The organism is Pseudomonas sp. Cab53 (genome assembly GCF_018325965.1).
In the GTDB taxonomy this organism is placed as follows: domain Bacteria; phylum Pseudomonadota; class Gammaproteobacteria; order Pseudomonadales; family Pseudomonadaceae; genus Aquipseudomonas; species Aquipseudomonas chlororaphis_E.
The window spans coordinates 2,544,253-2,569,638 of sequence record NZ_AP021902.1 but is presented as its reverse complement, the minus strand read 5'-3'; the positions used below and the strand labels follow the sequence as shown (position 1 = coordinate 2,569,638).

Sequence of the window (25,386 nt, the reverse complement as noted above, 5' to 3'; positions counted from 1 at the left end):
AGATTACGCCGGTTTCGTAGCCTGGGGCCATGAACTTGCCAAAATCGATGACCTGCCCTTCTCTCTCACGGCCCGACTGGTGCCAGGCCATTCCGTTGCCCCTACTGGAGGCGGCGTTGCTGCTGACCTGGAGTTCCGGCTTCATCGGCGCACGGTTCTCCCTCGACTACGCACCGGCGTTGCTGGTGGTGTTCTGGCGCTGCGTGGTGGTCACTGTCATTCTGTTTCCGTTCGTCATCAGTCAGTTGCGGCGCGCCTCCCCCGGCGTGCTTCTGAAAAATGCCGGCATCGGCCTCCTGGCCATGGCCGGCTACCTGGCCGGTATCGTCCAAGGCATTGCCCTGGGTGTACCCGCAGGCCTGGCCGCCCTGGTGGCCGATCTGTTGCCCATCGGCATGGCCCTGCTGGCGGCCGGCGTGTTGGGGCAACGACTGGCCTGGCCAGTCTGGGCAGGCCTGGTCATCGGGCTGCTAGGCGTGTCCGTGGTCACCCACGGCGCGCTGGCGTGGGGCAACGCGCCGTGGTGGGCCTATAGCCTGCCGCTGCTGGGCATGTTGTCGCTGGCCGTCGCCACCCTGTGGCAGAAGCGCCTTCCCGCGTCCGATTCACTGGGCCTGCTGCCTAACCTGTGGCTGCAATGTTGCGTCTCAGGCGTGGCCTTCGCCGGCCTTGCGGGCGCCCAGGGCAGCCTGGCCCCGATTCCCAGCGCAGGGTTTGCCATGAGCGTGCTGTGGACCGCCGGGTTGTCCACCCTGGGCGGCTATGGGTTGTATTGGCTGTGCCTGCGCCGCGCGACCGCCACTCGGGTCGCCAGCGTGCTTTACCTCAGCCCACCCATCACCCTGCTGTGGGCCTGGGCCATGTTCGGCGAGCCGCTTTCCTGGCAAATGGTGTCTGGCCTGGCTGTGTCCGCCTTGGGACTCTGGCTGGTGGTGCGCACGGAAGCGCGGCAGGCCCGGCGCCGATAGCGACCGCTCTCAGGCGCCCGAAGTTGTCACCGCAGGGTAATGCAGTGTCGTGCCGCAGACCTTCGCGGCTGGGTTCAAGACGGCTTTGTTTGCCTTGTCCTTGTCCAGGATATGGATGACTTCAACTCCGCGCAGCAGCAGATAATCCGCGATGATCCGCCGATGGCAGCGCCACCAGACAGCCTCCGCGCACATGATGACGCAACGTTGGTGCTGGCTCAGGTCCAGGAGGCGAACCAGCCCGCGCTCGAACTCGTCCGAGAGCGCGTAATCGGCATAGTTGTGGAAGCTGCGATTGTCCCAGAACCCATTGACCTCATCGGCAACGCTCCTGGACTTCTTGCGCAAGCCACCCAACTGCTCGATCTGCTCGTGACCCAGGCCCACTTCGGCCAGCCGTTGGGCAAAGGTATCCAGGTTGTATTGCGGGTTGGTGCGTGAGCGTGGAACCGTCCTGACGTCGACCACGGTCTCGATTGCAAACCCTTTGACGATGTCCACGAACTGGTCGAAGGTCCGGGTGGAATGACCGATCGTGTAGATGCTTGAATGCTCCATCAGTGAAAACCCGACGCTGATCCTGGTATTCGCATTAGGTCCGCCGTTCCGGCAAAGGTTTCTTGATCGTTTCACCGTGGCGAGGGCGCCGGCGCTCGCTGGACTGCGTGGCCTTCGCCACGGTGAAGGTGGGGCCAGTGATCACGCCGGGGCTTTGAGCGTGTCGTAGGCTTCCAGCGTGCGCAGCGAATAGATGTACGCAGCGCCGGCGTTCAACGAGATCGCCGTGGCCAGGGCTGCGCTGACCTCTTCGCGGTTTGCGCCGGCCTTGATCGCCGCGTCGGTGTGGGCGGCGATACATCCGTCGCAACGGGTGGTGACGGCGACCGCGATGGCGATCAGCTCGCGGGTCTTGGCATCGAGTACGTTGTTTTCACTGGCGGCCTCCCCCAAGGCCATGTAGGCCTTGACCATTTTCGGGTTGCTGCGGCCCAGCGCGCCGAAGGCTTTTTGAAGGGTGGGCAATAATTCGGACCAGTTATGGAACATGGCATTAACTCCTGAGTGGGTTGGGTGTACTGTTTCAACGCCTTCAGTTTTCCATCCCTGCGCCGGTCGGGTTTGTCCAATGCTCTCAGCGTTTTTCGCGAAAATCTCAAATGCATGCCATCGATAAACTCATCAGCCTGGCCAACGTACGCGGCAGCCTGGACCTGCGCTGCCAGTTCGACGGTGACTGGGCCCTGGATCACGCGCAGCAAGCGTTGGGCAAGGCGCCCTATCACATCGTGCTGGCCGGTGAATGTCGGGTGGAGTTTCCGGATGGGCAGCGCTTGCCCATGCGCGCCGGCGATATCCTGCTGCTGCCGCGCGGTGCCCGGCACGTCATGCACAGCCCCGGTAAAACCGTGGCGCCGGTCACGCCCACTCAAGTGATGGGCGGCACCTTGCCGATTCATCGCATCGGCGGTGCCAGCGTTGAGCTGGACATGCTCTGCGGCGACTTCCACTTCAACCGCGCCTCGCTGCTGTTCGCCGCCTTGCCCGACTACCTGGTGATTCCCAGCGGCGCACTGCCCGCCGGCGGCCCGCTGCCGGCGCTGGTCGAAGTGATGCGAGGGGAAGCGGACGGCAACCAGGTCGGCGCGGGGTTTCTGCTCGACGCCCTGTCCCAGGCGCTGTTCACCCTGATCCTTCGAGCACACCTGGCCAGCCAGGGGCAGGACAGCGGCTCGTTGGCCTTGCTGGGCGACAAGCGTCTGGGCCGGGCCTGGCAGGCGATGCTGGATGATCTCGCGCACCCGTGGACCATCGAAAGCCTGGCGCAGATCGCGAACATGTCCCGGGCGAACTTCATGCGCGCGTTCGTCAGAGTCGCCGGCGTCTCGCCCTGGGTGCTGCTGACGCACATGCGCATGGAGCAGGCGTTCAATCTCCTGCACCAGTCACACCTGGGGTTGAGTGACATCGCGTTACAGGTCGGCTACCAATCCCAGGCCGCGTTCAGCAAGAAATTCAAGGAGCTCCATGGCCAAGCCCCCGGCAAAGTGCGACGCGGGCTCTAGCTGAGCGGGCGCCGGTTCAGATCTCCAGCACCAGGGGTTCACTGCCTTGGGCCGGCACCGCGCAACAGATCAGCACTTCGCCTTCGCCAACCGGTTCGGCCGGCGGAGTCAGGTAGTGCACCTGGCCCTGGCTCAGGCGAGTCTTGCAGGTGCCACAGGAACCGCCACGGCAGCTGAATTCCGGCTCCAGTCCTCGCGCCTCGGCCAGTTCGAGCAAGGTCCCGCTGCCCGGTTCCCAACGCCCTTCCTTGGCCGAACCGGCGAACAGGATCTTCACCGGCTCGGTCGCCGCCGGCACTTGCTGCGCCGCCGGGAGACGGACCTCGACGTCCCGCACCAGGGTGGACGGGCCGAAGGTTTCGGCATGGATGCGATCGTCCGGAATGCGCAGGCCGCGCAGGCCATCGTACAGCGCCTGGGTAAAGCTGCCTGGCCCGCACAGGTAGTAGTCGTAGTCATTCAACGGCAGCCACTTCTTGAGCAGCTCGATATCGATCCGACCCGGCAGGTCGTAGGCTTCGTTCGCGCCCGCCTCCACAGGCGGCTGGCTGACCATGCGCAGCACTTGCACCTTGTCGCCGGCACGCGCCACCAGTGCATCGATCTCATCACGAAACGCCAGTTCAGCCACCGTCCGCGCGCTTTGCACCAACCAGACCGGGCGCAGGCGGTTGATGCGCAGCCCTTGGTAAACCACTTCGCGCAACATCGACAACAGCGGCGTGATGCCAACGCCGGCCGCCAGCAACACCATGGGGCGCCGTTCGGTCGGTTGCACAGTGAAATGCCCCTGGGGGGCGCGCGCCTCGATCGTGTGCAGTGGCAGGACCTGATCATGCAGGTGGGACGACACCGAGCCATCGCGCTTGACGCTGATGCGCAGAAAATCATCCGACGGCGCACTGGACACGCTGTAGGTTCGAATCGACGGGGCTTTGTGCCCAGGCAACGAGACCCGCACCGGCAGATGTTGCCCGGCTTCGAACCGCGGCATACCGACCCCGTCGCTCGCTTGCAGGTAGAACGAGCGAATGCCGGGGCTCTCCTCCACCACCCGCGTGACCTGCAGCGAACGCCAGTGAGTCCGCAAGGCCTCGGCCTGCAAACGCTCGGTGGCATGCTCCCAACTGCCGGTCATCCGCGAATTGGGCGATTCCCCTTCGGCTTTATCTTTCCAGCGCAATGGGAGTGCGGCCGGCCGGTGGACGATGCGCTGGGGCGTAAAGCGCAACAAGCGCTCGGCGCCCTGGAACGCGGCGATCTCGGGATCGTCCAGCACCACCTGCGCCGTGCCGCTCATCTGCAGCAGGTCGCCCGTCTGGACATCGACGAACACCAGCCCGGCCCGAGGGTTGAGCAGGATATTGCCCAAGGTATTGAAGAACAGGTTTCCGGAAAAGTCAGGCACCGTCAGTGTCCCGTCCTCATCCATGCGCACGAACCCCGGTTTACCGCCGCGGTGGGAGGCATCGACCTGCCGCTCGCCATCGCGCACCACGTAGGAGGCGATGTAGAACGAATCGGCGGTCGTCACCAGGCGCCGCACCAGGGGGTCCGCCACGGTCAACTCGCGGGGTGCGCCGGCCTGCTCCTCGACAAAGGCATACTCGCGCAGGTTGATGTAACGCGGGCAGTTGCCATAGGCCTGGCGCACCGAAATTTCGAGCCCCTGCTCAAGCTGGCGCCGCACGACCCCATTCATGCGGTTACGCCGCCGGGTGTGCAATTCGATGCCCAGCATGCCGATGGCGTCCCCTTCGCCCAGGCCTTCCTGGGCCGGGTCATCGGCTTGCGGTTGGACATTGATGTGCAGGGTTTGCGGATCGGGCGAGTTCATGAAACCGGGCCGCCCCGCACGCAGGGTCGCCCAGACATCGCCCTGGCGATCCACCGCTCCGAGCACCACGAACGGCAACTGGGCGTAGAACTCACGATGCTGATCCGGCATCCAGGTCCGCGCCAACTGACGCTGGCCAACACCGGCCATCATGTCCACCGCGCCCACCGAGCGCTGCAAAGTCAGCTCTCCTTCGTGCCAGGGCGAGGGTTGTACGGTCGTGGCTTCGTCCATCATCAGCTCCTCGCGCCCGCAGCGTAAAGCCGCGCCATGGCGCCTTGGTCAGGGATACTCCGCCACACCTGTGGCCAGGCGTGCAGGTCAGTGGCGTCATCTTCTGCCCAAAGCGCCGGTACAGGAATACGCACACGCTGCAATCCACTCTTTCACACAGTGCAAGGGTGATGGGGCCGTGCCGGTCCACGGCGTCATACCCTGAGGCTGGCGAAATGCTTGGTCAGCTCCATCAAGGTCGCCCGCAGCTCCGGGGGGCGCACGGGCTTGGCCAGGATCGAGATGTTCATGTGATGCAACGCATGGCGGATCCGTTCGATGTCGTGGCCGGTCATGATCATCGCCGGGACCTCCCAGCCACGTTGCTCGCGGATCGCCGCGATGCACTCGGAACCCGAGACCTTCGTCCCGAGGTCGAAGTCGGCAATGATGATGTCGCAGTCGCTGGTCACGCCCACCCCGTCGCTGTGGGTCTCGACTTCGCAACCCCACTTTTCCAGCAGCGCCGAGGTCGCCATCAGCACGTTGGCGTCATCCTCCACCAGGCACACCCGCAAGCCCTGCAAGCGGCTCTGCGTGGGCGGCGTACGCGCAAGCGCCGCCCGGGGCGCGACCTTTTCCAGGCCTTCGATGGCGGCGCAGGTTCCCCTGCCGACCCTGGAATCGAGCCGGATCTGCAGGTTGATCAGATGGCTGATGCGCTTGACGATCGACAACCCCAGGCCCAGCCCCTCGACGTCCTTGTCGCGGACGTGACGCACCCGGTAGAACTCCTTGAACACTTCGGGCAGATGTTCGGCGGCAATGCCGCGCCCCTTGTCGTAGATGACGATGGCCAGGCCATTGCCCCTGGGCCGCACGCCAATCAGCACCGGTTTGCCGGGGGCGTACTTCAGTGTATTGGAAATCAGGTTCTGCACCATGGTCGCCAACAGGCCGGCATTGACGTTGACCCACTGGTGGCAGGGCCGCAGGCGCAACTCGACACCGGCCCAGCGCGCCGCCTCGGTGTTCTGCTTGACCACGTCCTGCAGCAGCGCGCCCAGGTGCACGGGCTCCGATTGCGGCTCCAGTTGCCCGTTGTCGAGGGTGTAGATGTCCAGGATCGAGCGAAACAGTTGCGACACGATGTGCAATGAGCGGTCGATGTTATCGACCAGCCGCAGTTCTTCCTGGCCCAGCCGGGCGTCGCGCAGGCATGCGGTGAACAGCCCGATGGAGTGGATCGGCTGGCGCAGGTCATGGCTGGCCTGGGCCAGGAAGCGCGACTTTTCCTGGTTGGCGGCAATCGCTTCTTCCGAGGCGATGCGGGTACGGGTCAACAGGATGTGCGCATAGGCCGGCACGACGACAGTGGTGACGATCAGCATCAGGAACATGTAAGGCTGACCCCGCCAGAACGGCGTGAGCAGGAAGATCATGACCAGCGTCGCCAAGGCAATCAGCGTCGCGGCAGCCAGGTAACGTGACCCGAAGCGCATGCCATTACCCAACGTGACCCAGAGCAACGCGGCATAGACCGGCAATGCGGCCTCCCCGCCCACTATCATGGCGAAGGCGACGCTCGCGTAGTCAAGCGCCATGGCAAAGATACGACGCAGGAAAAAATGCCCGGGCCAGCGTTTGATCGCCATGCGCAGCGGCGCCGCGACACTGAAGAAAAACACCATGTACCACATGATCGGGACATAAGTGCCGAATTCCGAATAGGAAAGACACGCGACCACGATGATATAGATTGAAGCGCAGGCCCCGACTGTCAATCTCAATGTCGCCTGGTCCAGCTCGCTATTCTTTTCTGTCATGGTCACAGGATTATTCCAACATGAAAGGTTGTTTCAAACTTGAAACCCAAGGGGGCCGTTTAGGTTACGATGCGCTGACTTGAAGGTCAGGAGGATCTGGAGCATGACGTGCAGAGTAATTGTGGCCGATGACCATCCTTTGTTTCGCGAGGGCATGCTGCGGACCATCGAGCGATTGATACCGACGGCCACCATCGAACAGGCCGGCAATCTGGACGAAGTATTGGCCCTGGCGCGCGCCGGGCTGGAAGTGGACACCCTGATACTCGACCTGCGCTTTCCCGGTATCACGTCGCTGCAAGTCATCGGCCAATTGCGCAGTGAATTCAAGCGCACCTCGATCATTGTGGTTTCAATGGTGGATGACGTGGATGTCATTACCCAGGTCATGTCGCTGGGGGCTGACGGTTTCATCGGCAAGAACATCGACCCCGCCGGCATCGCCGACGCCATCATGGCCATCCGCGAAGGCGAAGTGGTGGTGAAATACCAGGCTGAAAACTCGGTGCTGGACGATGCACTGGCCCAACTGACCGCACGCCAGCGGGAAGTGCTTGGCTTGATCGCGGCCGGCAAGACCAACAAGGAAATCGCCCGAGACCTGGGCATCTCGCCCTTCACTGTACGCATCCATGTCTCCAGCCTGCTCAAATCCTTGGGCGTGCCTACCCGTGCGGCGGCAGCGGCACAATTCTCCAGTTTCCCCGTCAACGGCGGATGGCCAGTCAACTCACAGAGTTGAACCCGACACCGGTAGACCGACGGTGGGATTTATCCTCCCTGCCAGCGCGCCATGCCATAGAACACTTGTACTATAGCCGCGTCCTACCCTCCCCTCCTAAGCTGTGAACGCCCCTGAAAGGTGGCTGGAACAGCCAAGCCTGCAACCACCAACACTCCCGACTGCGCGCCGAAACACCAGGGTGCATGGATCGTATCGAACAGAGACATCCAATGGCCTGTTCGAACTCCGGGCATCGCCTCAACCGAGGGCGCTCCAATAGCCGGCCTCGCTCACTCCTTCCAGGTACCGCCACTCACGGTACACCCCTTGCGGGTGCTCTCCAGCAGCTCAGCCGTGCGCTTGTAGTAATAGAAATCCACCCCCTGTCCGTTGACGTTCAGGCAGGTGGCCTGGGGGTTTGGCGGGCAGGTTTGCGAATAGGTGATCCGGCCCGCCTCTCCGCCCAGGGCGACCGGCATGTTGGCATAGGCTTCACAGCTTGAACGGAACTTGGCCACCGGCTGCTCATCACTGGCCTGCACGCAGTCCTTGGCCTCGATATGCTGGCCCATGACCGTCATCTCACCTTCCATCGTGCAGGCCTGGCTACCGGCATGGGCCACTGAAACACACAGCAGCGTGGCACTGATCACACTGCAAAAACGAACGATTCCGTTCATGTACTCTCCCGAGATCCTGGATGGTCACAAGCGCCAAAGTATCCAGGCTCGGGGGTTCATTCTGAATAGCACAGATGGGCTAGTGGCCTGTGTGGCTCAACCCACCCAGCCGATGGCCGTCTTGGGAATGACCTCGGACTCGTCGAGCTTGGAGGCGAACATGCTCACCGCCTCAAGCGCATCGGTGGTGCCGGCCCGGATCTGGACGATGACCGAGCCGGCCTGGTCCGCCAGCGTAACCCCGCGCAAGGCCCCCTCGTGGGTCTCGTTCATGCTGGTCACCGCGTCACGGGTTTCGGACAGTATCTTGCCGATCATCTCGGCGATCTCCGACGTCGAGCGGCTGGTACGCCCGGCCAGTTGCCGGACTTCGTCGGCCACTACCGCGAACCCCCGCCCCTGGTCACCGGCCCGTGCAGCCTCGATGGCGGCATTGAGGGCCAGCAGGTTGGTCTGGTCGGCAATGCCGCGGATGGTGTTGACGATCGCCGTGATTTCTTCCGAACGCGCGCCCAATTGACCGACCAGGCGCGCGGAAGCGCCGATGTTGTCGGCGATCTCGCGCATTTCCTTGGCTGTCTGATGGATGACCTGGGCCCCCTGCTCCGCGACGCGCTCGGTCTCGGCAGAGATGTGATAGGCACGGGAGGCGCCGCGCGAGTCCTCTTCGAACTTCTCCACCCGCTCGCTGATATTGCTGGCGAACTTGACGATCTTGCTCAACTTGCCTTCGGCGTCATACACCGGGTTATAGCTGGCTTCCAGCCAGACCACCTTGCCGTGCTTGCCCAGGCGCTTGAACTGGCCGCTGAAGAATTCACCGGCGTTCAGGCGTCGCCAGAAATCACTGTATTCGGCGCTGTTGACCAGGTCCGAGTCGCAAAACATCCGATGGTGCTTACCTTTCAGCTCGCCCAGTGAGTAATTCATGACGTGCAAAAAGTTGTCGTTGGCGGTCAGGATATTGCCGCCCAGGTCGAACTCGATCACCGCCATGGCTCGGTCGAGCGCGGCCAGCCGGCCACGGGTTTCCGCCTCGCTCGCGACCTTGGCCGTGACATCGAGTGCATACTTGACCACTTTGACGACGCGGCCCTGTTCGTCGACGACCGGGTTGTAGCTGGCTTCCAGCCAGATGTTCTGGCCCTGCCCACCGCGACGTTGGAACGTACCGGAAACAAACTGACCAGAGCGCAGCTGGTTCCAGAATTCGCGGTACTCGGCACTACCGGCCAGCGCCGGGGTACAGAAATCGCGGTGCGAGAGCCCTGCCAGTTGGTCGGCACGGTAGCCCATCGTCTTCAGGAAATTCTCGTTCGCACGAAGGACTTTGCCATCGGGACTGAACTCGATCACGGCCATCGACCGTTCAAGCGCGCCGACTAATCCCTTGTATGTTGCCAGTTCGGCCGTCCTGGCCGACAGTTCACTTTTCAGTGCTGTGTTAAACATGGCATACCCTCTGCGAACCCGAAAATTTTATTGGACTTCAAAAGGGCTATCGACTCGCGGATCAGGGGCTTTATACACCGCAACACAATTATGTTTTGACGTCAGAAAAACACTGGCCGTGTCACCCGCCCAAATCACTGAATGCAGGTCTGTCGGGGCCTCTGACCTGCTCCAGCAGCCAGGTCCTGAACGCCTGCACCGTTTGGGTCCCGGCCGTTTCATGGGGGCTCACGAGATAGAAACCGAAATCGGATTTTAACTTCAGGTCAAAGGGCACTACCAAGCGCCCGGCCTTGAGGTCGTCCTTGACGTACGTCGAGCGCCCGATGCACACCCCCAAGCCATCCACCGCAGCTTGCACCGCCATCATCGCCAGGTCGAATGTCAGGCGTGAGCCCTCGGCAAGCCGCGCCGGCTGGGCGGCGGCCTCCAGCCAGGCGTTCCAGTCGCCCTGGGTCTGCCCACTGACCTGCAACAAGGTATGGCTGGCCAGATCGCCCGGGTTGCGCAAGGCGCCGGAGCCCTCCAGCAACCGCGGGCTGCACACCGGGAAGATCTCGTCGCACATCAGCCAGTCGGCCCGCAGTCCCTGCCAGTCACCGGCCCCGTAGCGGATAGCAGCATCAATGCCCGTTTTGCGAAAGTCCACCAACTCGGTGGACGCAGTGATACGCACATCGATGCCGGGAAACGCCTGCTGGAACGACGCCAATCGCGGCAACAGCCACTTGGAAGCAAATGAAACCAGGGTGCTGATCGTCAGCACGCTGTGATTGCGCGTCTCCAGCAGGGCCTCGGTGCAATGGCGCAGCTCGTGGAACGCCGAACGAATGCCGGGAAAGTAAGCCTGGCCCTCACGGCTCAGGGCCAGCCCGTCCTTGAGCCGCAGGAACAAACGCACGCCCAACTCCTCTTCGAGCCGCCGGATCTGATGGCTGACGGCGGTCTGTGTCACATTCAGCTCTTCGGCAGCCTTGGTAAAGCTCATGTGCCTGGCGGCCGATTCGAACGCCTTCAGGCCATTGAGGGAGGGAATTCTGCTGATCATGGGGCGACACGATGCTCATGAGGTTTTGTCATACGCTAGCACCGCAAATGTCCTTTGAACATGTTGCCGTTGCCAGGGATTCTAGGGACGCACGCCAAGGCAATCGCCCCAGCGAACCTCCACCGTCCCTTAGGAACACCATGAAACTGTACTTTGCCCCCATGACCTGTTCATTGTCCCCGCACATCGTCCTGCGGGAACTGGGCCTGCCATTCGAGTTGGTCCGGGTCGACAACCAGACCAAGCGCACCGCCGACGGGCTGGACTTCCTGAGCATCAATCCCAAGGGCTATGTCGCGGCCCTGGCGCTGGATGACGGCAACGTGTTGACCGAAGGACCGGCCATCGTCCAGTACCTGGCCGACCAAGTCCCGGGCAACTCCCTTGCGCCGGCCAATGGCACCTGGGAACGGGTGCGCTTGCAGGAGTGGCTGAATTTCATTGCCACCGAGATCCACAGCGGTTGCGCGCCACTGTTCAACGCCGGCATGGCCGCCTCGGCCAAGGTCATCTTCCGGGAAAAACTGTCCAGGCGTTTCGACTACCTGAACCGGGCTCTCGAACAACAGGCGTACCTGATGGGCCGCTTCGGCTTGGCCGACAGCTATCTGTTCAGCGTACTCAAATGGTTGCCACGGCTCGGCATCGAGATCAGCAACTGGCCGGCGCTGATGGCGTTCATGGAGCGTATCGAAGCACGCCCCTGCGTCCAGGCGGCCATGGCCGCCGAAGCAGCCTGACCTACGTCACATCGAAACGGCAGGTGGGCAGGCGCCCTATTTCCGGCCGCGCGTACAGGTAGCCTTGCATCAGCTCGATGCCCAGCCCCACCAGCGCAGCGCTTTCCCCTGGGGTCTCGACCCCTTCGGCAATGACCAGGATCCCCAGGCGCCTGGCCACCAGGAGAATCCCTTCGACAATGGCCTGTTTCACCGAATCCTGGTCGATACCACGGGTCAGCGCCATATCGATCTTCAGCACCTGCGGCTGGAACATCGCCAACAGGTTGAGACCCGAATAGCCGGAGCCGAAATCATCGATCGCGGTGGTGAACCCCTGGCGCTCGTATTCGGTGAAGATCGACTTGAGGTGGTCAGGGTCGTCGACTTTCTCGCCCTCGGTGACTTCGAACATCAACCGATCCAATGGAAAATTGGCCAGGCGCGCCGCCTCCAGCGTAGCCCGGATGCAGGTCTCGGCCCGGTAAACGGCGTTGGGCAGGAAGTTGATGCTCAGCAGGCATCGAGGGAGGTCCAGAAGGCCCAACCGGGTAGCCTCTTCGATCGCCTTTACGCGACATGCCTGGTCGAACCGGTAGCGGTTGCCGTCATTCACCTGCCCCAGGATGTCGCTCGCCGATTCACCGTTGATCCCTCTGACCAGTGCTTCATAGGCAAACGCAGCGCCGGTTCGCAGATTGAAGATCGGCTGGAACGCCATGGTGAAATCGAACCCGAGCGCCTCATGGTCGCGGCACTCGGCACAGCCAAGGGACTTGAAGGTTTGACGGGGGAGTGTTCGGTCATGATCGATATTCCGTTGCGTTGACGGTACGTCCCTGCCGGTGCAAAGACTCTAGTCAGCCCTCCCTGAATCGGCAAAGGCCTGGCTTTCTGGAGCGCCGTCGATCACCGGCGTCGGTTTGCAACCAAACACCTAGCCGGGTTTTACGGCCACAGGCATTGCCATTCGCGTGCACAGATACAGCAGACCTCCCACACCGACCAGGGCGCCGCCGCGCAACCAGGTTTCCAGGCTTTGCTGGCTGAGCAAGACCAGGCACGAGACGATCGCAAGGAGGGGCACCCAAGTGGGCACCCGAAAATGCGCTTGCGCCACCGGATCGCGGCGCAGCACCAACACCGCCAGGTTGGTGCTGAGGAAAACAAAAAGCAGCAAGAGCACGACGGTCTCGGCCAATGTGGCGAGAGAGCCTGTCAGCGTCAACGCGATGGAGACCAGGGTGGTGGCGATGATCGCGACCCACGGTGTGCGCCTTTTGCGCAGGACTCGCGCCAAGCCCCCCGGCAGTAAGCCCTGGCAGGCCATCCCATAGGCCAGTCGGCTGGCCATGATCATGGTCAGCAGCGCGCCATTGGCCACGGCGACCAGGGCGATGAAGGCAAAGACCCGCGGCGAAACGCTCAACCCCGAGGCGCGGACGACTTCCAGCAAAGGCGCCGAAGTAGCGACCAATTCTTCCATGGGCAGCACCGAGGCAGCCGCGACGCCCACGGCCATGTAAACCACGCCGGCGGTGAGCAACGCGGCAAACAAAGCGCGCGGATAGACCTTACGCACGTCGCGTATTTCTTCGGCGAGATTGGCCGAGGTTTCGAATCCGACGAACGAATAGAACGCCAGTAATGCCGCGCTCAACACCGCCAGCCATGGGCTGACGCCCGGTTTGAATTGCAGCGCACTGTGCAGATGGGCATCGCCGGAACGGAAAAACCAGGCCGCGGCGACGATGACCAGTATCAGGCCCGACAGCTCGATGAGGGTCATGACCAGGTTTGCCCCCAGGGACTCCTTGATTCCCCGGGCATTCAACAAGGCGATCATCACCAGGAACACCAGGGCAGCGATGTGGGGCGGGACGTGAGTGAAGGTCGCCAGGTAATCGCCCGCGAACGCCAACGAAAGGCCGGCTGCACTGGTCACCGCCGCGGCCAGCATGCAAAAGCCGACCAGAAAGGAAAGAAACGGCGAGCGGAACGCCTTTTCGGCGAACACCGACGCCGCGCCGGCCTGCGGGTACTTCGTAACCAGCTCCGCATACGAGCCGGCAGTAAGCATGGCGAAGAACAGCGCCACCAATAAAGGCACCCAGATCGCTCCCCCCACCTGTCCAGCGATGGTCCCGGCCAGCGCGTAGACACCGGCACCCAGCACATCGCCAAGGATGAAGAGAAACAACAAAGGTCCGGTCACGGCTCGCCGCAATGGGGTTCTGGAGGGTTTGGAGGTCACATTCACTCTCGGCTCTGGCGATCGTTCGAAGCCTGCTGGCATGCGCCAGGCGGCTGCATCGTGGTGCTTAAGCAATGGAAATATCGGCCAGGGGAAAGTTCAGAAATGTTCCGGGGATGGCGCTTGAAGCCGGCTGAAGCCTTTTTTTCGCGAGCAAGCCCGCTCCCGCACAGGGAATCTGTGACGGACACACATCTTGTGCCCACCCCATAACACTGTGGTAGCGGGCTTGCCCGCGAAGAGGCCAACCTCCCAATCACCGGCACCGACAGCGCACTTACACGAACACTTCACCGTTAACCTTGCGCCTGCTCCCCCAGAACCCTCGCATACACTGGCCGGTCAACGTTGCCGCCCGACAGAATCACCCCCACACGTTTCCCCGCCATCGCGTCACGCTCCTGCATGAGCGCCGCCAACGCCGCGGCGCCGGCACCTTCGGCGAGGTTGTGTGTGTCGGTGTAGTAGACCCGCATGGCCTCGGCAATTTCACGATCGTCGACCGCCACGATCCGTGCCGCCGCGGCCCCATAGAGGGCGAACGCCTCGGGTATGGGCTTGCGCACGGCGAGGCCGTCGGCGAAGGTGTTCGCCGAAGGGGTCTCGCACAGGGTCCCGGTCTCGAACGACTGCTTCGCCGCCGCAGCCTCAGTGGACACCACACCGACCACTTCGGTGTTCAAGCCCAAGGCATCACGGGCGGCGATGACGGCGCAGATCCCCGACCCGCAGCCGATCGGCACGTAGACCGTGTCCAGGTCCGGCACCGCCTTGAACAACTCCCACCCATAGGTCGCCACGCCCTTGACCAGCTCGGCGTGAAACGGTGGCACCAGAAACAAGCCCTGCCGCTGCGCCAAGCGTGCGGCCTCCTCGCGGGCCTCATCGAAATCGCGACCGAACTCCACCACCTCGCCACCGAAGCCGCGCATGGCTTGGTTCTTCTCCAGCGAATTGCCCTGTGGCACGACGATCAACGCCCGCAAGCCCAACGCTGTTGCCGCCAATGCCAGGCTCTGACCATGATTGCCACGGGTCGCCGTGACCACGCCCTTCACCTCGGGGTGCTCGCGCCTGAGCCAGTGCATGAACGTCAGACCACCGCGGACCTTGAATGCCCCGGTGGGCGTGTGGTTCTCGTGCTTGACCCACACCGTGCAACCCAGCCGTTCAGCCAGCAAGGGCCAAGCGTACTGGGCCGTGGCCGGCATGGTTGGGTATATGTTGCGCGCCGCTTGTTCGATATCGTCGAGCGTCAGTTTGTGCATAGGGTCGCCTCCAGGTTTTGCCCAGTCTAGTCATGGGCGCCACCGGCGGGCTTCCAGAAAACTGACCTGACTTTCAGCCCTTTTCTTCACTACTATGTCGCTCATGCACCGCCGCAATCGCCTGCCGCCGCCCCAACCCGAACCGATCAGGCGTATCGAGGCAGGCCCCTGGGCGATTGAATTGCTGCCGGGCTGCGCCTACGCGACCCGCTATGTCGCAACCCAAGCCTCGATCGGCTTCGCCTTCGACAGTCAGTGCGGCCTGCACGCCATCGGCAGCGACCGGGTGCATCCGTTCGAGGCCATGCCCAACGGCCTGGCCTTCGTCCCAGTGGGGTGTGATGTGTTCTCCGAATCGCCCCAGGGCGGTGAATACCTGCGCATCCAGCGCACCGACGGCGTTGCGCTGGAGGGTGAGCGGGCCTTCAACAATCGCATCGACCCGCCGGCCATTGCCCTCGCCCACCGCATGCGCAACGCGCTGTTGCAGGCATCGGCGCAGGACGACTGGGAATCCTGGGCGTTGGGGCTGGCTGAACGGGTGACGGGCCACGAACGGTTGCCGGCGCCCCCTCCCGGCTCGATCACCGGCCGACGCATGCGCCTGCTCGACGAGTTCATTGACGCAGGGCTCGCCGGCCCACTCGGCGTACCGGCGATGGCAGCGCTGCTGGGGTTGTCCGAAGGCTATTTCATCCGGGCATTCAAGCTCGCGACGGGAAAAAGCCCCCACAGCTACCTGATCGACCGACGCCTGGCCAAGGCCCGGACCTTGATGTGCGACACAAGCGCTAGGCTGACCGAGATCGCCCTCGCCTGCGGCTTCAATTCCCAGGCGCACATGACGACGCTCTTCAGGCAGCGCCTGGGCGTCAGCCCGGCACAGCTACGCGGGCACTCCAGAAGTTGACGAGGCAACCCAGGCCCCGGGTGTGCGACCCGCCCAGGGCAACGCTCGTTCCAACTGCGCTGCCAGGCGCAGCAACGGGGCCTCACGACCGAACCCCGCGCTAAACTGCAAGCCGATCGGCAGGCCGCTGTGCCGATCGACCGCCAGCGGCATGGACATCGAGGGCGAACCGGTCACATTCGCCAAGGCGGTAAAGGGCGAATGGCTGAAGACTCGATCCATCCAGCCCCGCCCGTCCAGCAGCGCCTGGCCTTCGTTGTAGTGACCTATCAACGGGGGCAGCGCTGGTAGGGTCGGGTTCAGCAGGATGTCGTACTGGCTAAAGAAGTGCCCCATGCGACGGGTCACGAGGTTGCGCAGGTGCATGGCCTCGATCAGATCCAGGGCGGTGAGTTGGCTGCCCAGCCGGTGCAACGCCAGCGTGGATGGCTCCAGTGTGCTGGCATCGACCGGACGCCCGGTGGCCGCCGCGAGGGCGTTGACCCAGGCGGCGGTATTGGCGGACCAGAAGCGCGCGTTCAGTTCCACGAACCCTTCCCAACCCAGGCCGATGTCGAGATCGACTTCCTCGACACGGTGCCCCATGCCCTCCAGTTGCACCGCCACCTCCCGCGTGGCCTGGGCGACCGGCTCGACGCAACGGGTTCCGTTGAGTGGGTGCAGCAACAAGCCGATGCGCAGCGCCCCCGGTTCGCGCGTCGTTTGTGAAAGCCAGGAATGCGCTGGCCGAGCGATCTCGAACGGATCCCCCACGGCCGCCCCTTCCATGGCATCCAGCAAGGCGGCGCTGTCGCGCACGGTTCGACTGACAACACCATGGACGGCAAGCCCGGCCCATACCTCGTCCACTGCCGGGCCCATGGAGATTCGGCCTCGGCTGGGCTTGAGTCCGAACAACCCGGTGGCGGCGGCCGGAACGCGAATCGAGCCACCGCCATCGGTGGCATGGGCAGCGGGCACCATGCCGGCGGCAACGGCAGCGGCCGAACCCCCACTGGAGCCTCCGGCGCTGCGGCTCAAATCCCAAGGGTTGCGGGTTGGGCCCGAATACGCGGCTTCGGTGGTGGTGCTGGCCGCCAACTCCGGCGTGCTGGTGCGGCCCAGGGTCACCAGGCCGGCCTGGCGCAGGCGAATCATCAGGTTGGAGTCTTCAGCGGCGACGCATCCGGCGGCCAGGCGACTGCCCAACTCGTTCAGGCGACCTTGGGCGGTCAGGCCCAAGTCCTTTACCAAGAACGGCACGCCCTTGAACGGGCCTGCGGTGGCCAGGGGTTCATCCTTCCACACCTCGACCACCGCGTTGATCCTGGGGTTGAGCTGTTCGATGGCGCCCAATGCCGCCTCTCTTACCTCGGTCTGGGTGACTTGGCCGTTGGCAATCAGATCGGCCAGGCCAAGGGCGTCATATCCTGCATATTCAGAGGGTTTCATCACATTCTTCCTGGTAAAGACGCTATGATTTGTACTTACCAGTATCGAGCGATACTGTTCGGTATAGTTAGATACCAAACAGTATCGCTGTCAAGCGGAGAACGCCATGCGCCCCGAACGAGTTCCACAACTAGCGCCCCGGGAACGGATCCTGGATGCCGCCGAAGCTCTGTTCTTCACCGAAGGGATCAGTCGGGTAACGGTGGATGCCATCGCGGCCAAGGCCAAATCGACCAAGATGACGGTCTACCGGCATTTCGAGTCGAAAGACGCGCTGGTGCTGGCGTGGATTCGCTTGCTCGTCGACCAGTACGCCGAGGTCTTCGAAGGGTTGGCGGCGCGGCACGCCGACGATCCCAAGGCGCAGATCCTCGGTTTCGCCGAATTCATCGCGCAGGATCTGTCCACGGCGTCTTACCGGGGCTGCCCCTTCACCCACTCGCTGGCGGAGCTCCCGGACCCGCAAAACCCTGCCCGCCAGCTCATCGAGGCGCACAAGAAGCGCCAGTTCCAGCGCCTGGTCGCCCTGTGTGAAGAAGCCGGTCTAGCTGAACCGAATGAAACGGCCATGGCGCTCACCTACCTGATGGAGGGCGCGCAAGTTGTCTCGCAGAACAAAAGTGTCGAGCAGGTCGGTGAAAACCTGATCCGGATGATCCGGAAGATACTCGGCGAATGAGCGCCTAGAGCGGTTCGGCTGTTTGAATCAGCGAATTCAACACCAACTTGATTTCCGCTGCCGGATCTTTATGCCCTTGCAATATCAAACCTTCCGACAAGGCAGTGAAGGTCTTTGCAAGCGTGGCATTTTCCATCGGCGGTTTCTTGCCCGCATGATTGAAGATGATGGTAATCAGCTTGCCCAAGGCAATGCTGTTTTCTTCATGCAGGTCATTGTAGAGCGGTGAAAACTCGGCATCGCGCAGTGCAATCAATTGCAACTCGACGTCAAGGATCGCGCAATTGGCGTTATCTTTCAGGGTGTCGATGTAGGCATTCAGGCCCTGCGTCAACTGCTCGGACGAATAGCCGGCCGCCAGGGTCGAGCCCAACCGATCGATTTCCACCCGCTTGAACCGCTGCGCCAATTGCAACAACAGGTCGGCCTTACTTGAAAAGTTGGAGAAAAATGCCCCTTTCGAATAACCAGCCTCCTCGGAAATGGTGTTCACGCTGGCCGCGTGAAAGCCTTTCTTGATCATCAGATCAATGGCCGTATCGAATAATCTGTCTCTGGTTACTTGCTGGCTTTCCTCTCGACCTAGTCTCTTTTTAATCACGCCCTCGGCTCCTTTAGCCAACGAAAATATCTATTTGTAACTGAATGCAAGCATTGGCTCCTGCCGGCAAAAAAACCCGTGACGGCCATCATATCTTATACACGCTCGTATTAATCACCCGCATCTAAACTTTTAAGCAGGTGCCATGTAATCGCCATGTATTGGGGCAGCCGAAGACGAATGCAAGATGAGTCGCCGGCAGCGACTTACTGTGCCATTAGAACAGCGTCGCCTGGCCTCGACGCCCATTGGAGAATGCCCCGCGATCACGTGCGGCCACCGATGGAACCTTGGGTAAAGCCCGGTTTTTCTCAGCCCCGCGGGCGCTTTTGCGGTGGACCACAAAAGCTTCACATAAATACCGCTTGATTTTCAGATACCGAATGGTTTTTACTTGCGCCGTTGGTGAAGCCCAACGCCTGGTTCGCGCATCGCGTCAGCGACAGCGATCCCGATGCAACGCCAGGGTCACCCCAAAGGAGCTGGATCTTAATGGAATATGCCTTCGTTACAGGCGCTACGGGCCTGCTTGGGAACAACGTCGTCCATGCGCTGCTACAGCGCAAAATCAAGGTGAAAGCGCTGGTTCGCTCCCTTGAAAAGGGCCGCAAGCAGTTCGGCGACCTGCCCGTTGAACTGGTGGAAGGCGACATGCTCGATGTCGACGCTTTCAGCCATGCCCTGCAAGGTTGCGACGCCCTGTTCCATACGGCCGCCTATTTCCGCGACAGCTACAAAGGCGGAAAGCACTGGCAAAAACTCTACGACACCAACGTCACCGGCACCGAACGTCTGCTGCAAGTCGCTTATGCCGCCGGCATCCGTCGTGCCGTGCACACCTCTTCCATTGCCGTGCTCAAGGGCAACCGGGATCAAGTCATCGACGAAACCATGTCTCGCAGTGAGCAGGAAGCGGACGATTACTACTTGAGCAAGATATTGTCCGAGCAGAAGGTCCAAGCGTTTCTAGTGCAGCACCCCGACATGTTCATCGCCATGGTATTGCCGGGCTGGATGTTTGGTCCCGGTGATATTGGCCCGACCTCCTCGGGACAGTTCCTGCTCGATTTTGTAGGACAAAAACTCCCTGGTGTTCTTCCTGGAAGTTTTTCCGTGGTCGACGCCCGTGACGTGGCTGAGCACCAGATCGCAGCCATCACCCGCGGTCGTTCCGGCGAACGTTATCTGGCCGCCGGTAACCACATGGACATGAAAAGTATTTTCCAGGCGCTCGCCAGTGTCAGTGGAATCAAGGCACCGGAACGCAAAGTGCCTTTGCTCATGTTGCGCATCATCGCCCTGGTCTACGAAGGTTATTACCGTCTTACCAAGAAACCGGTGTTGATCAGCACTTCCACGGTCAAACTCATGGAACAAGAGCAAGGCCGCACACACTTCAGCCATCAAAAGAGTTCAAGGGAGCTGGACTGCAAGTTCCGCCCTGTCAGTGAAACCCTGACCGATACGCTGAACTGGTATCGAAACAATAACTACCTAGATGCTTGATTGACATAAAACAACTATAGCCTGCCTCTGTAGCACTTTTCAGACACGCCATACATCCAAGGATTGAAAGAGGTTGGTATATGAAAAGCCTTTCCAGTAAAGAAGGTTTTCTGCATCGTTTTGTCGGTTTTTCGGAATCTTTCCCCGATCAGATAGCCATCAAGTATCTGGACGCGGAAGAACAGACCGTCACTTACCGTCAATTGCGAAACATGGCACAGGGCTGTAACGGTGTGCTTAAAGCGCTCGATGTTGTCCACGGCGATAAAGTTGCGTTAGTGCTGCCCAATAGCGTGGCGTTCATCGCTTATTACCTGGCGATCATCGGCCGCGGCGCGGTGCCAGTCATCCTCAACCACAAGCTGACGCCGTTCGAGATGTCCAACGTCATCGGCCTGGCCGGGCCCACGCTGGTGGTCACGACTGCCGCGCTGGCGGCGCAGCACAGCGAGCTGTTCCACCCGGACTCCGGCATCCGCCATACCTTGGTGCTGGAGGTGGGGGACGAGCCGGCGGCGGCGCTGCCAGCCCATGCGACTGCCGTCGCTCAGGTGCCGCACGAGGCCGAACCCCTGATGTTGCCCGAGGACAACCCGGTGGTCTCGGTGCAGTTCACTTATCGGGGGCTGGGCAAGCCTCTGGCCGTGGCCCACCGCTATCTCGACCTGACGCAATCGAGCGACGGGCTGCACGAGCAGTTCCATCTGCAAGGCGTCGGGTCGGTCCATCTGGTGACGCTGCCGCTCTACGCCATCTTCGGGTTGTCCGTGATGATGGTGTTTCCGTTGAGCATCGGCGCCACCCTGCTGATGACCAACACGCTGCTTAACCGCGACCTGGCTGAAGTCCTGTCCGAACATCAGGTCAGCTTCGCCTGCCTGGTGCCCGACGTCATCCGCTACTTCAACACGCGCCTGGCCAAGCGCAAGGGCGCGCTGTTGCCGATGCACCCGAAATTGATGGTCTATTCCGGCGGCAGCCACCTGCCGGCCGACGAAGCCGAGAAGCTGGGCAAGTTGCTCGGCTGCAACGCAGTGCTGCAAGGCTATGGCTTGACCGAAAGCATGCCGGTGATCGTCCAGAGCTCGATTGGCCAGGTCCACCGCGGTGCCATGGGACGCGCGATCAGCGGTGTGGACCTGCGAGTCGTCGACGCCGAGGGCCGTGACGTTGCCCGCGGACGCATCGGGGAACTGCTGATCCGCGGTTCGATGGTGATCGACGGTTACCTGGATGCCGATGACGCCAACGCCCGGTTCTGGCGTGATGGCTGGTTCCACACCGGAGACCTGGTGTGGCAGGACGAAGACAGCCATGTGTTCTTCTATTGCCAGCGCCTGCGGATCTCGAAGATCAAGGCGCAAATGGTCGACCTGACGGAAATCGAATCCATCGCCCTGAAACACCCTGGCGTAACGCGCGCCAAGGCCTACATCGTCCCGGACAACAAGGAAGTGAACGTCTTGCATCTGTGCGTGGAAGGCAGTGCCGACCTGACCCAGAACGCGATCGCCACCCTGCTTTCGCGCTACCTGTCGGGCTTCAAGCTGCCCAGGACCATCGAAATCATCGCGCTCAAGGAAGTGGCTCATGCAAGCTGATAACACCCAACCGGTACTGGCCGTCTTCGATTTCGACGGCACGTTGACCGACCGGCACACGTTCTGGCGCTACATGCGCTACATCGCCGGCACCCGGTCGTTCTGGCTCAGGATCATTCCCCTGTTGCCGAAAATGCTCAGCGTGGTCGTCGGGATCACCCCATTGATGCAAGCCCGGCTGGCCTTCATCGCCTGTTATCTGGGCGGCCTGTCCGTGGACGATGAGCGCGAGCACGCCAAGTACTTCATCACCGAACTGTTGCCACTGTGGCTGCGGCCCGAGGCCCTGCGCCGGTTGCAATGGCATCAGTCCATGGGCCACGTCACCGCGCTGGTCAGTAACTCGCCCGAGAATTACCTGATCCCCTGGGGCCAGGCGGTGGGTTTCGACTACGTCTGCGGCACTCGCCTGGCCACAGCGAAAAACAAACTGACGGGCGGCATTTGCGGCACCAATTGCGTTGAGAGAGAGAAAGTCACACGGCTCAAGGGCTGCTTGAGCAACCTCGATGACTTCTACATTTATGCCTACGGCGACTCATCTGGCGACGATGCCCTGCTCGGCATCGCTCACTCTCCCTTCTACAGAAATTGGTACTGACCGATGAACACTCTGAGCACGTTGGCCCCCACGTATTTCAAGCGCCCTGGCAGCGCCCCCACCGTCATGATCGTAGGCGCCGGCCCGATTGGCCTGTCCCTGGCGATCATGCTGAAAAAGTGGGGGGTTGGCTTTCGCATCATCGAAAAGAACGCCGGCCCTTCCACCGCGACCAAGGCCATGGCGATCCATTCGCGCACCCTGGAAATCTTCCGCGACCTGGGCATCGCCGATCAAGCCGTCAGGGATGGGTTCACCATCAACCAGTTTTCGGTGCAGTCGAACGCCAAGCGGGTGTTGAACTACAACTTCTCCTACCTGGATGCGACGTACCCGTTGCTGCTGAGCCTGCCGCAGCCGCAGACCGAGAAGCTGCTGCTGGAGCGGCTCAATGAACTGGGCGCGCAGGTCGAGTGGAACACCGAGCTGGTGGACCTGCAAAACCAGCCCGACGCCGTGAACATGACCCTGCGGCACGCCGACGGCCACGAAGAAACGCTGACCACCCGCTGGGTGGCCGCCTGCGACGGTGCACGCAGCAACATCCGCAAACGCCTGGACATGACGTTCGAAGGTTCGTCCTACGACCGCTTCTTCATGCTGGCCGACGCCGACATCGAGTGGTCCGGCAGCAAGGACGAAGGCGCCTTCTTCCTCGGCGCGCAGGACGGCTACGTGGCGGTCGCGCCGATCAGTGCCCAGTCTCGCTATCGCCTGTTCATCGAGATGCCCTACAACCTGCCGCCGGAAGGCGAGCGCCCTTCCCTGAGCCTGGAAAACTTCCAGCGGTTGTGCGAAGGACGCGGGCAGAAGATGACGCTGTCCAACATCTCGTCGACCACTATCGCCTCGTTCCAGCATCGCCGCGTGCAGACCATGCAGCAGGGTTCGGTATTCCTGGTGGGCGACTCCGCGCACATCGGCAGCCCGATCGGCGGGCAATGGATGAACCTGGGGGTTTCCGAGGCCTATAACCTGGCGTGGAAAATGGCCTACGTCGACCAGGGGCTGGCGGAGCCCACCCTGCTCGACAGCTACAACGACGAGCGCTACCCGGTCGCCCTCGAAGTCGAGAACACCGCCCACCGCCTGACCGGCCTGATCACCGTCCGCCAACGCGCGCTGGTCTGGCTGCGGGACAATGTCCTGCCGCTGTTGAGCAACCGCAAGAAGGTCCAGCGCAAGCTGCCGTCGATGATTTCCGGTCACCAATACCACTACGCTAAAAGCGATTACATCCAGGAGTCGCTGACGAAGAAACAGCGCAAGAACTGGTACCGCAAAGGCCAGAAGCCCGAGTTCCAGAGCGCGGCGCCGCGCGCGGGGCAATTGGCGCCGGATGTCGAGCTGTGGCAACTGCAAGGGCTGCCGGCAAAACGCTTGATCGACCTGTTCCACGGCACTTTCACGCTGCTGGTGTTCACCGGGGCCGATCAGTTTTCACCGCTGCTGCCGGGCTATTACACCCTGGCCCAGACCGTGGAAAAAGACTACCCGGGCATCAAGGCCTATTGCGTGATCGACGCCCTCAGCAGCGCCGGATTGCCCGCCTGGCATTCGACGTTGCTCGACCCTGACTGGCGGCTGCACAAGCGCTACCACGCCAGCGAGGGCACGCTGATGCTGATTCGTCCTGATGGCTACATTGCCTTCCAGGGCGCCGACGCCATGACCCTGGTGGCGTATCTGAACCTGAGGTCCGGGTTACTCAAGGGTGCCACAAGAACAACACCGTCCGAGGTTGACGCAGTAGAACTCCAACTTTAAGTCGCCCTGTCGACTACTGCCCGTTTGATGGGTGGATTCACCCAAGGCCCGGCCCTGGGCCATGACTTTTTGATTTTTCTTATTGATAGAAACGTCTACCGACTTCGGTTAGGAGAACCTCATGCGCTTGCAACTTAACGATGTTGTGCAGGAATTCATCGTGTCCAATGGAAAAATAGCCCACAGCTATTTTTCCCTTTCGGAAAAGATCATCGATTCATTGTGCGAATCCAATGTCGCCAAGGAATCGATCCTGATGCGCCTGCTGGAGCAGGCCGAGTCCGTCACCGCGCATTACTTCAGCGCACACAAGCAAGTCATCGAAGGGGTCTATGCCCAAGGCATCGACGCCCCGGTGAACAAGCCGGTTGCGGTGCTCGAAACGGTCCACGCCACGGCGCCGATCCTGGCCGCGGCACCCGTCGTCGAAGCACCTGCGGCACTCGACTACGCCCAATGGCTGCGCGCCGAGATTGCCTCGGCCACCGGCTTCAAGCAGGAGCAGATCGACTTCGATCAAAGTTTCGAGAGCCTGGGCATCGACTCCCTGGGGCTGGTGGACATCTTCGAATCCCTCGCCCAGCACTTCCCGGAAAAGCAGGCGCAAACCTCGCAGTTGTTCGATGCGCCCACCCCGACGGCCCTGCTGGCTCGCCTTGAAGCCGACCCACAAGCGCCCGCGGTGGATGTGCAAGCCTGGGTACTGGCGCAACTGGCGACCATCACCGGTTTTTCGGCCGAGCAGATCGACATGAACCAAAGCTACGAAGGCCTGGGCCTCGACTCGCTGGTGCAACTGGACTTCCTCGAATCCGTGGTCGCCACGTGGCCACAGCTCAAGGCCAACAGCTCCGAGTTGGCCAACGCCAAGTACCCGCAGGCGACCATCGCCCTGATCGATGCCGCCCTTGCCGGCCCAGGGCCCGAGGCCTGTGAACCCGCCCCGGCGGCGGTCACGGCCGAGACGCCGGCGCCGGCCCACAACCTGCTGCTCGACACACTGTCGCCGCTGGTCGCGGACACCGCGCAGTCGATCGATGTCCAGACACCTTTCGCCCAATTGGGCCTCAATGGCTTCAGCCGCGAAACGCTCTGCCAATCCATGGCCCAACACTGCTCGGCCAGTGAGTTTGCCGGCGAAGCGCTGATGTCCCGTCGCACGCCCCAGGACGCCCTGTCACTGCTGGCAAGGCTGGGCTGAAACACGCTGCGCAATACAGGAATGGAATCCGGGTGAT

Annotated in this window: 23 protein-coding genes; 11 read left to right on the top strand and 12 right to left on the bottom strand. The window is 62.0% G+C overall.

Annotated features, from left to right (window positions below; all coding sequences use genetic code 11):
- Positions 1 to 29: 29 nt before the first annotated feature.
- Entirely contained in the window at positions 30 to 968 is a 939-nt protein-coding gene (locus KI241_RS11220) for a DMT family transporter (protein ID WP_123578068.1), read from the top strand.
- Between the two features lie 9 nt (positions 969 to 977).
- On the opposite strand, the gene KI241_RS11215 is transcribed toward KI241_RS11220, so the two are convergent.
- A complete protein-coding gene (locus KI241_RS11215) occupies positions 978 to 1,526 on the bottom strand; it encodes a DUF488 domain-containing protein (protein ID WP_042730697.1) in 549 nt (182 codons plus the stop codon).
- A 141-nt stretch (positions 1,527 to 1,667) separates the two neighbouring features.
- A complete protein-coding gene (locus KI241_RS11210) occupies positions 1,668 to 2,015 on the bottom strand; it encodes a carboxymuconolactone decarboxylase family protein (RefSeq protein WP_042730696.1) in 348 nt (115 codons plus the stop codon).
- Between the two features lie 110 nt (positions 2,016 to 2,125).
- Here KI241_RS11210 and KI241_RS11205 point away from each other — a divergent pair, with 110 nt between their 5' ends.
- Positions 2,126 to 3,031 (top strand): AraC family transcriptional regulator, encoded by a 906-nt coding sequence (locus tag KI241_RS11205; RefSeq protein WP_042730695.1) that lies wholly within the window; start codon positions 2,126 to 2,128, stop codon positions 3,029 to 3,031.
- Positions 3,032 to 3,047: 16 nt separating this feature from the next.
- Here KI241_RS11205 and KI241_RS11200 read toward each other — a convergent pair whose 3' ends face one another.
- Positions 3,048 to 5,102, bottom strand: a complete 2,055-nt coding sequence (locus KI241_RS11200) for a pyridoxamine 5'-phosphate oxidase family protein (protein WP_212803697.1) — start codon at positions 5,100 to 5,102, stop codon at positions 3,048 to 3,050.
- 194 nt (positions 5,103 to 5,296) lie between these two features.
- A complete protein-coding gene (locus KI241_RS11195; protein ID WP_042730700.1) occupies positions 5,297 to 6,907 on the bottom strand; it encodes a hybrid sensor histidine kinase/response regulator in 1,611 nt (536 codons plus the stop codon).
- Between the two features lie 103 nt (positions 6,908 to 7,010).
- Here KI241_RS11195 and KI241_RS11190 point away from each other — a divergent pair, with 103 nt between their 5' ends.
- Positions 7,011 to 7,649, top strand: a complete 639-nt coding sequence (locus KI241_RS11190; RefSeq protein ID WP_042730693.1) for a response regulator transcription factor — start codon at positions 7,011 to 7,013, stop codon at positions 7,647 to 7,649.
- A 272-nt stretch (positions 7,650 to 7,921) separates the two neighbouring features.
- Here the strand turns inward: KI241_RS11190 and KI241_RS11185 are convergent, their stop codons facing one another.
- The 3 genes from KI241_RS11185 to KI241_RS11175 all read right to left on the bottom strand — a co-directional run bounded on the left by KI241_RS11185 (position 7,922) and on the right by KI241_RS11175 (position 10,811).
- Complete coding sequence (locus KI241_RS11185; protein WP_123578065.1) at positions 7,922 to 8,311, bottom strand: hypothetical protein; 390 nt, start codon at positions 8,309 to 8,311, stop codon at positions 7,922 to 7,924.
- A gap of 96 nt (positions 8,312 to 8,407) precedes the next feature.
- On the bottom strand, positions 8,408 to 9,763 hold the full coding sequence (locus KI241_RS11180; RefSeq protein ID WP_053144990.1) for a PAS domain-containing methyl-accepting chemotaxis protein: 1,356 nt from the start codon (positions 9,761 to 9,763) through the stop codon (positions 8,408 to 8,410).
- A 121-nt stretch (positions 9,764 to 9,884) separates the two neighbouring features.
- Positions 9,885 to 10,811, bottom strand: a complete 927-nt coding sequence (locus KI241_RS11175; protein ID WP_212803696.1) for a transcriptional regulator GcvA — start codon at positions 10,809 to 10,811, stop codon at positions 9,885 to 9,887.
- 140 nt (positions 10,812 to 10,951) lie between these two features.
- On the opposite strand from KI241_RS11175, the gene gstA reads away from it, so the two are divergent.
- On the top strand, positions 10,952 to 11,551 hold the full coding sequence (gene gstA, locus KI241_RS11170) for a glutathione transferase GstA (RefSeq protein WP_042730689.1): 600 nt from the start codon (positions 10,952 to 10,954) through the stop codon (positions 11,549 to 11,551).
- A 1-nt stretch (position 11,552) separates the two neighbouring features.
- On the opposite strand, the gene KI241_RS11165 is transcribed toward gstA, so the two are convergent.
- The 3 genes from KI241_RS11165 to KI241_RS11155 form a co-directional block, all read right to left on the bottom strand.
- Positions 11,553 to 12,344: an EAL domain-containing protein gene (locus tag KI241_RS11165; protein ID WP_348532645.1), complete on the bottom strand. Its 792-nt coding sequence runs from the start codon at positions 12,342 to 12,344 to the stop codon at positions 11,553 to 11,555.
- Between the two features lie 123 nt (positions 12,345 to 12,467).
- Positions 12,468 to 13,784, bottom strand: a complete 1,317-nt coding sequence (locus tag KI241_RS11160; RefSeq protein ID WP_042730699.1) for an APC family permease — start codon at positions 13,782 to 13,784, stop codon at positions 12,468 to 12,470.
- Between the two features lie 296 nt (positions 13,785 to 14,080).
- Positions 14,081 to 15,052 (bottom strand): threonine dehydratase, encoded by a 972-nt coding sequence (locus KI241_RS11155; protein ID WP_042730687.1) that lies wholly within the window; start codon positions 15,050 to 15,052, stop codon positions 14,081 to 14,083.
- Positions 15,053 to 15,146: 94 nt separating this feature from the next.
- Between KI241_RS11155 and KI241_RS11150 the strand changes: the two genes are divergently transcribed.
- Complete coding sequence (locus tag KI241_RS11150; RefSeq protein ID WP_212803694.1) at positions 15,147 to 15,962, top strand: AraC family transcriptional regulator; 816 nt, start codon at positions 15,147 to 15,149, stop codon at positions 15,960 to 15,962.
- Here the strand turns inward: KI241_RS11150 and KI241_RS11145 are convergent.
- Entirely contained in the window at positions 15,939 to 17,393 is a 1,455-nt protein-coding gene (locus KI241_RS11145; RefSeq protein WP_212803693.1) for an amidase, read from the bottom strand. The two genes, KI241_RS11150 and KI241_RS11145, sit on opposite strands and share 24 nt — an antisense overlap.
- A gap of 106 nt (positions 17,394 to 17,499) precedes the next feature.
- Between KI241_RS11145 and KI241_RS11140 the strand changes: the two genes are divergently transcribed.
- Complete coding sequence (locus KI241_RS11140) at positions 17,500 to 18,072, top strand: TetR/AcrR family transcriptional regulator (RefSeq protein ID WP_042732857.1); 573 nt, start codon at positions 17,500 to 17,502, stop codon at positions 18,070 to 18,072.
- 4 nt (positions 18,073 to 18,076) lie between these two features.
- On the opposite strand, the gene KI241_RS11135 is transcribed toward KI241_RS11140, so the two are convergent.
- Positions 18,077 to 18,673, bottom strand: coding sequence for a TetR/AcrR family transcriptional regulator (locus tag KI241_RS11135; RefSeq protein ID WP_047735477.1), 597 nt, complete (start codon positions 18,671 to 18,673; stop codon positions 18,077 to 18,079).
- Between the two features lie 492 nt (positions 18,674 to 19,165).
- On the opposite strand from KI241_RS11135, the gene KI241_RS11130 reads away from it, so the two are divergent.
- From KI241_RS11130 to KI241_RS11110, 5 genes are all read left to right on the top strand, one after another.
- The gene (locus tag KI241_RS11130; protein WP_042728635.1) at positions 19,166 to 20,179 is read left to right on the top strand and encodes an SDR family oxidoreductase; all 1,014 of its coding nucleotides are present in this window, start codon (positions 19,166 to 19,168) and stop codon (positions 20,177 to 20,179) included.
- Positions 20,180 to 20,259: 80 nt separating this feature from the next.
- Positions 20,260 to 21,780 (top strand): class I adenylate-forming enzyme family protein, encoded by a 1,521-nt coding sequence (locus KI241_RS11125; protein WP_212803692.1) that lies wholly within the window; start codon positions 20,260 to 20,262, stop codon positions 21,778 to 21,780.
- Positions 21,770 to 22,381, top strand: a complete 612-nt coding sequence (locus KI241_RS11120) for an HAD-IB family hydrolase (protein WP_042728637.1) — start codon at positions 21,770 to 21,772, stop codon at positions 22,379 to 22,381. The genes KI241_RS11125 and KI241_RS11120 overlap by 11 nt, the downstream gene beginning before the upstream one ends.
- Before the next feature lie 3 nt (positions 22,382 to 22,384).
- Positions 22,385 to 24,148, top strand: coding sequence for an FAD-dependent monooxygenase (locus KI241_RS11115; protein ID WP_047735483.1), 1,764 nt, complete (start codon positions 22,385 to 22,387; stop codon positions 24,146 to 24,148).
- Positions 24,149 to 24,269: 121 nt separating this feature from the next.
- Positions 24,270 to 25,349: an acyl carrier protein gene (locus KI241_RS11110; protein WP_212803691.1), complete on the top strand. Its 1,080-nt coding sequence runs from the start codon at positions 24,270 to 24,272 to the stop codon at positions 25,347 to 25,349.
- The last annotated feature ends 37 nt before the right edge of the window (positions 25,350 to 25,386 follow it).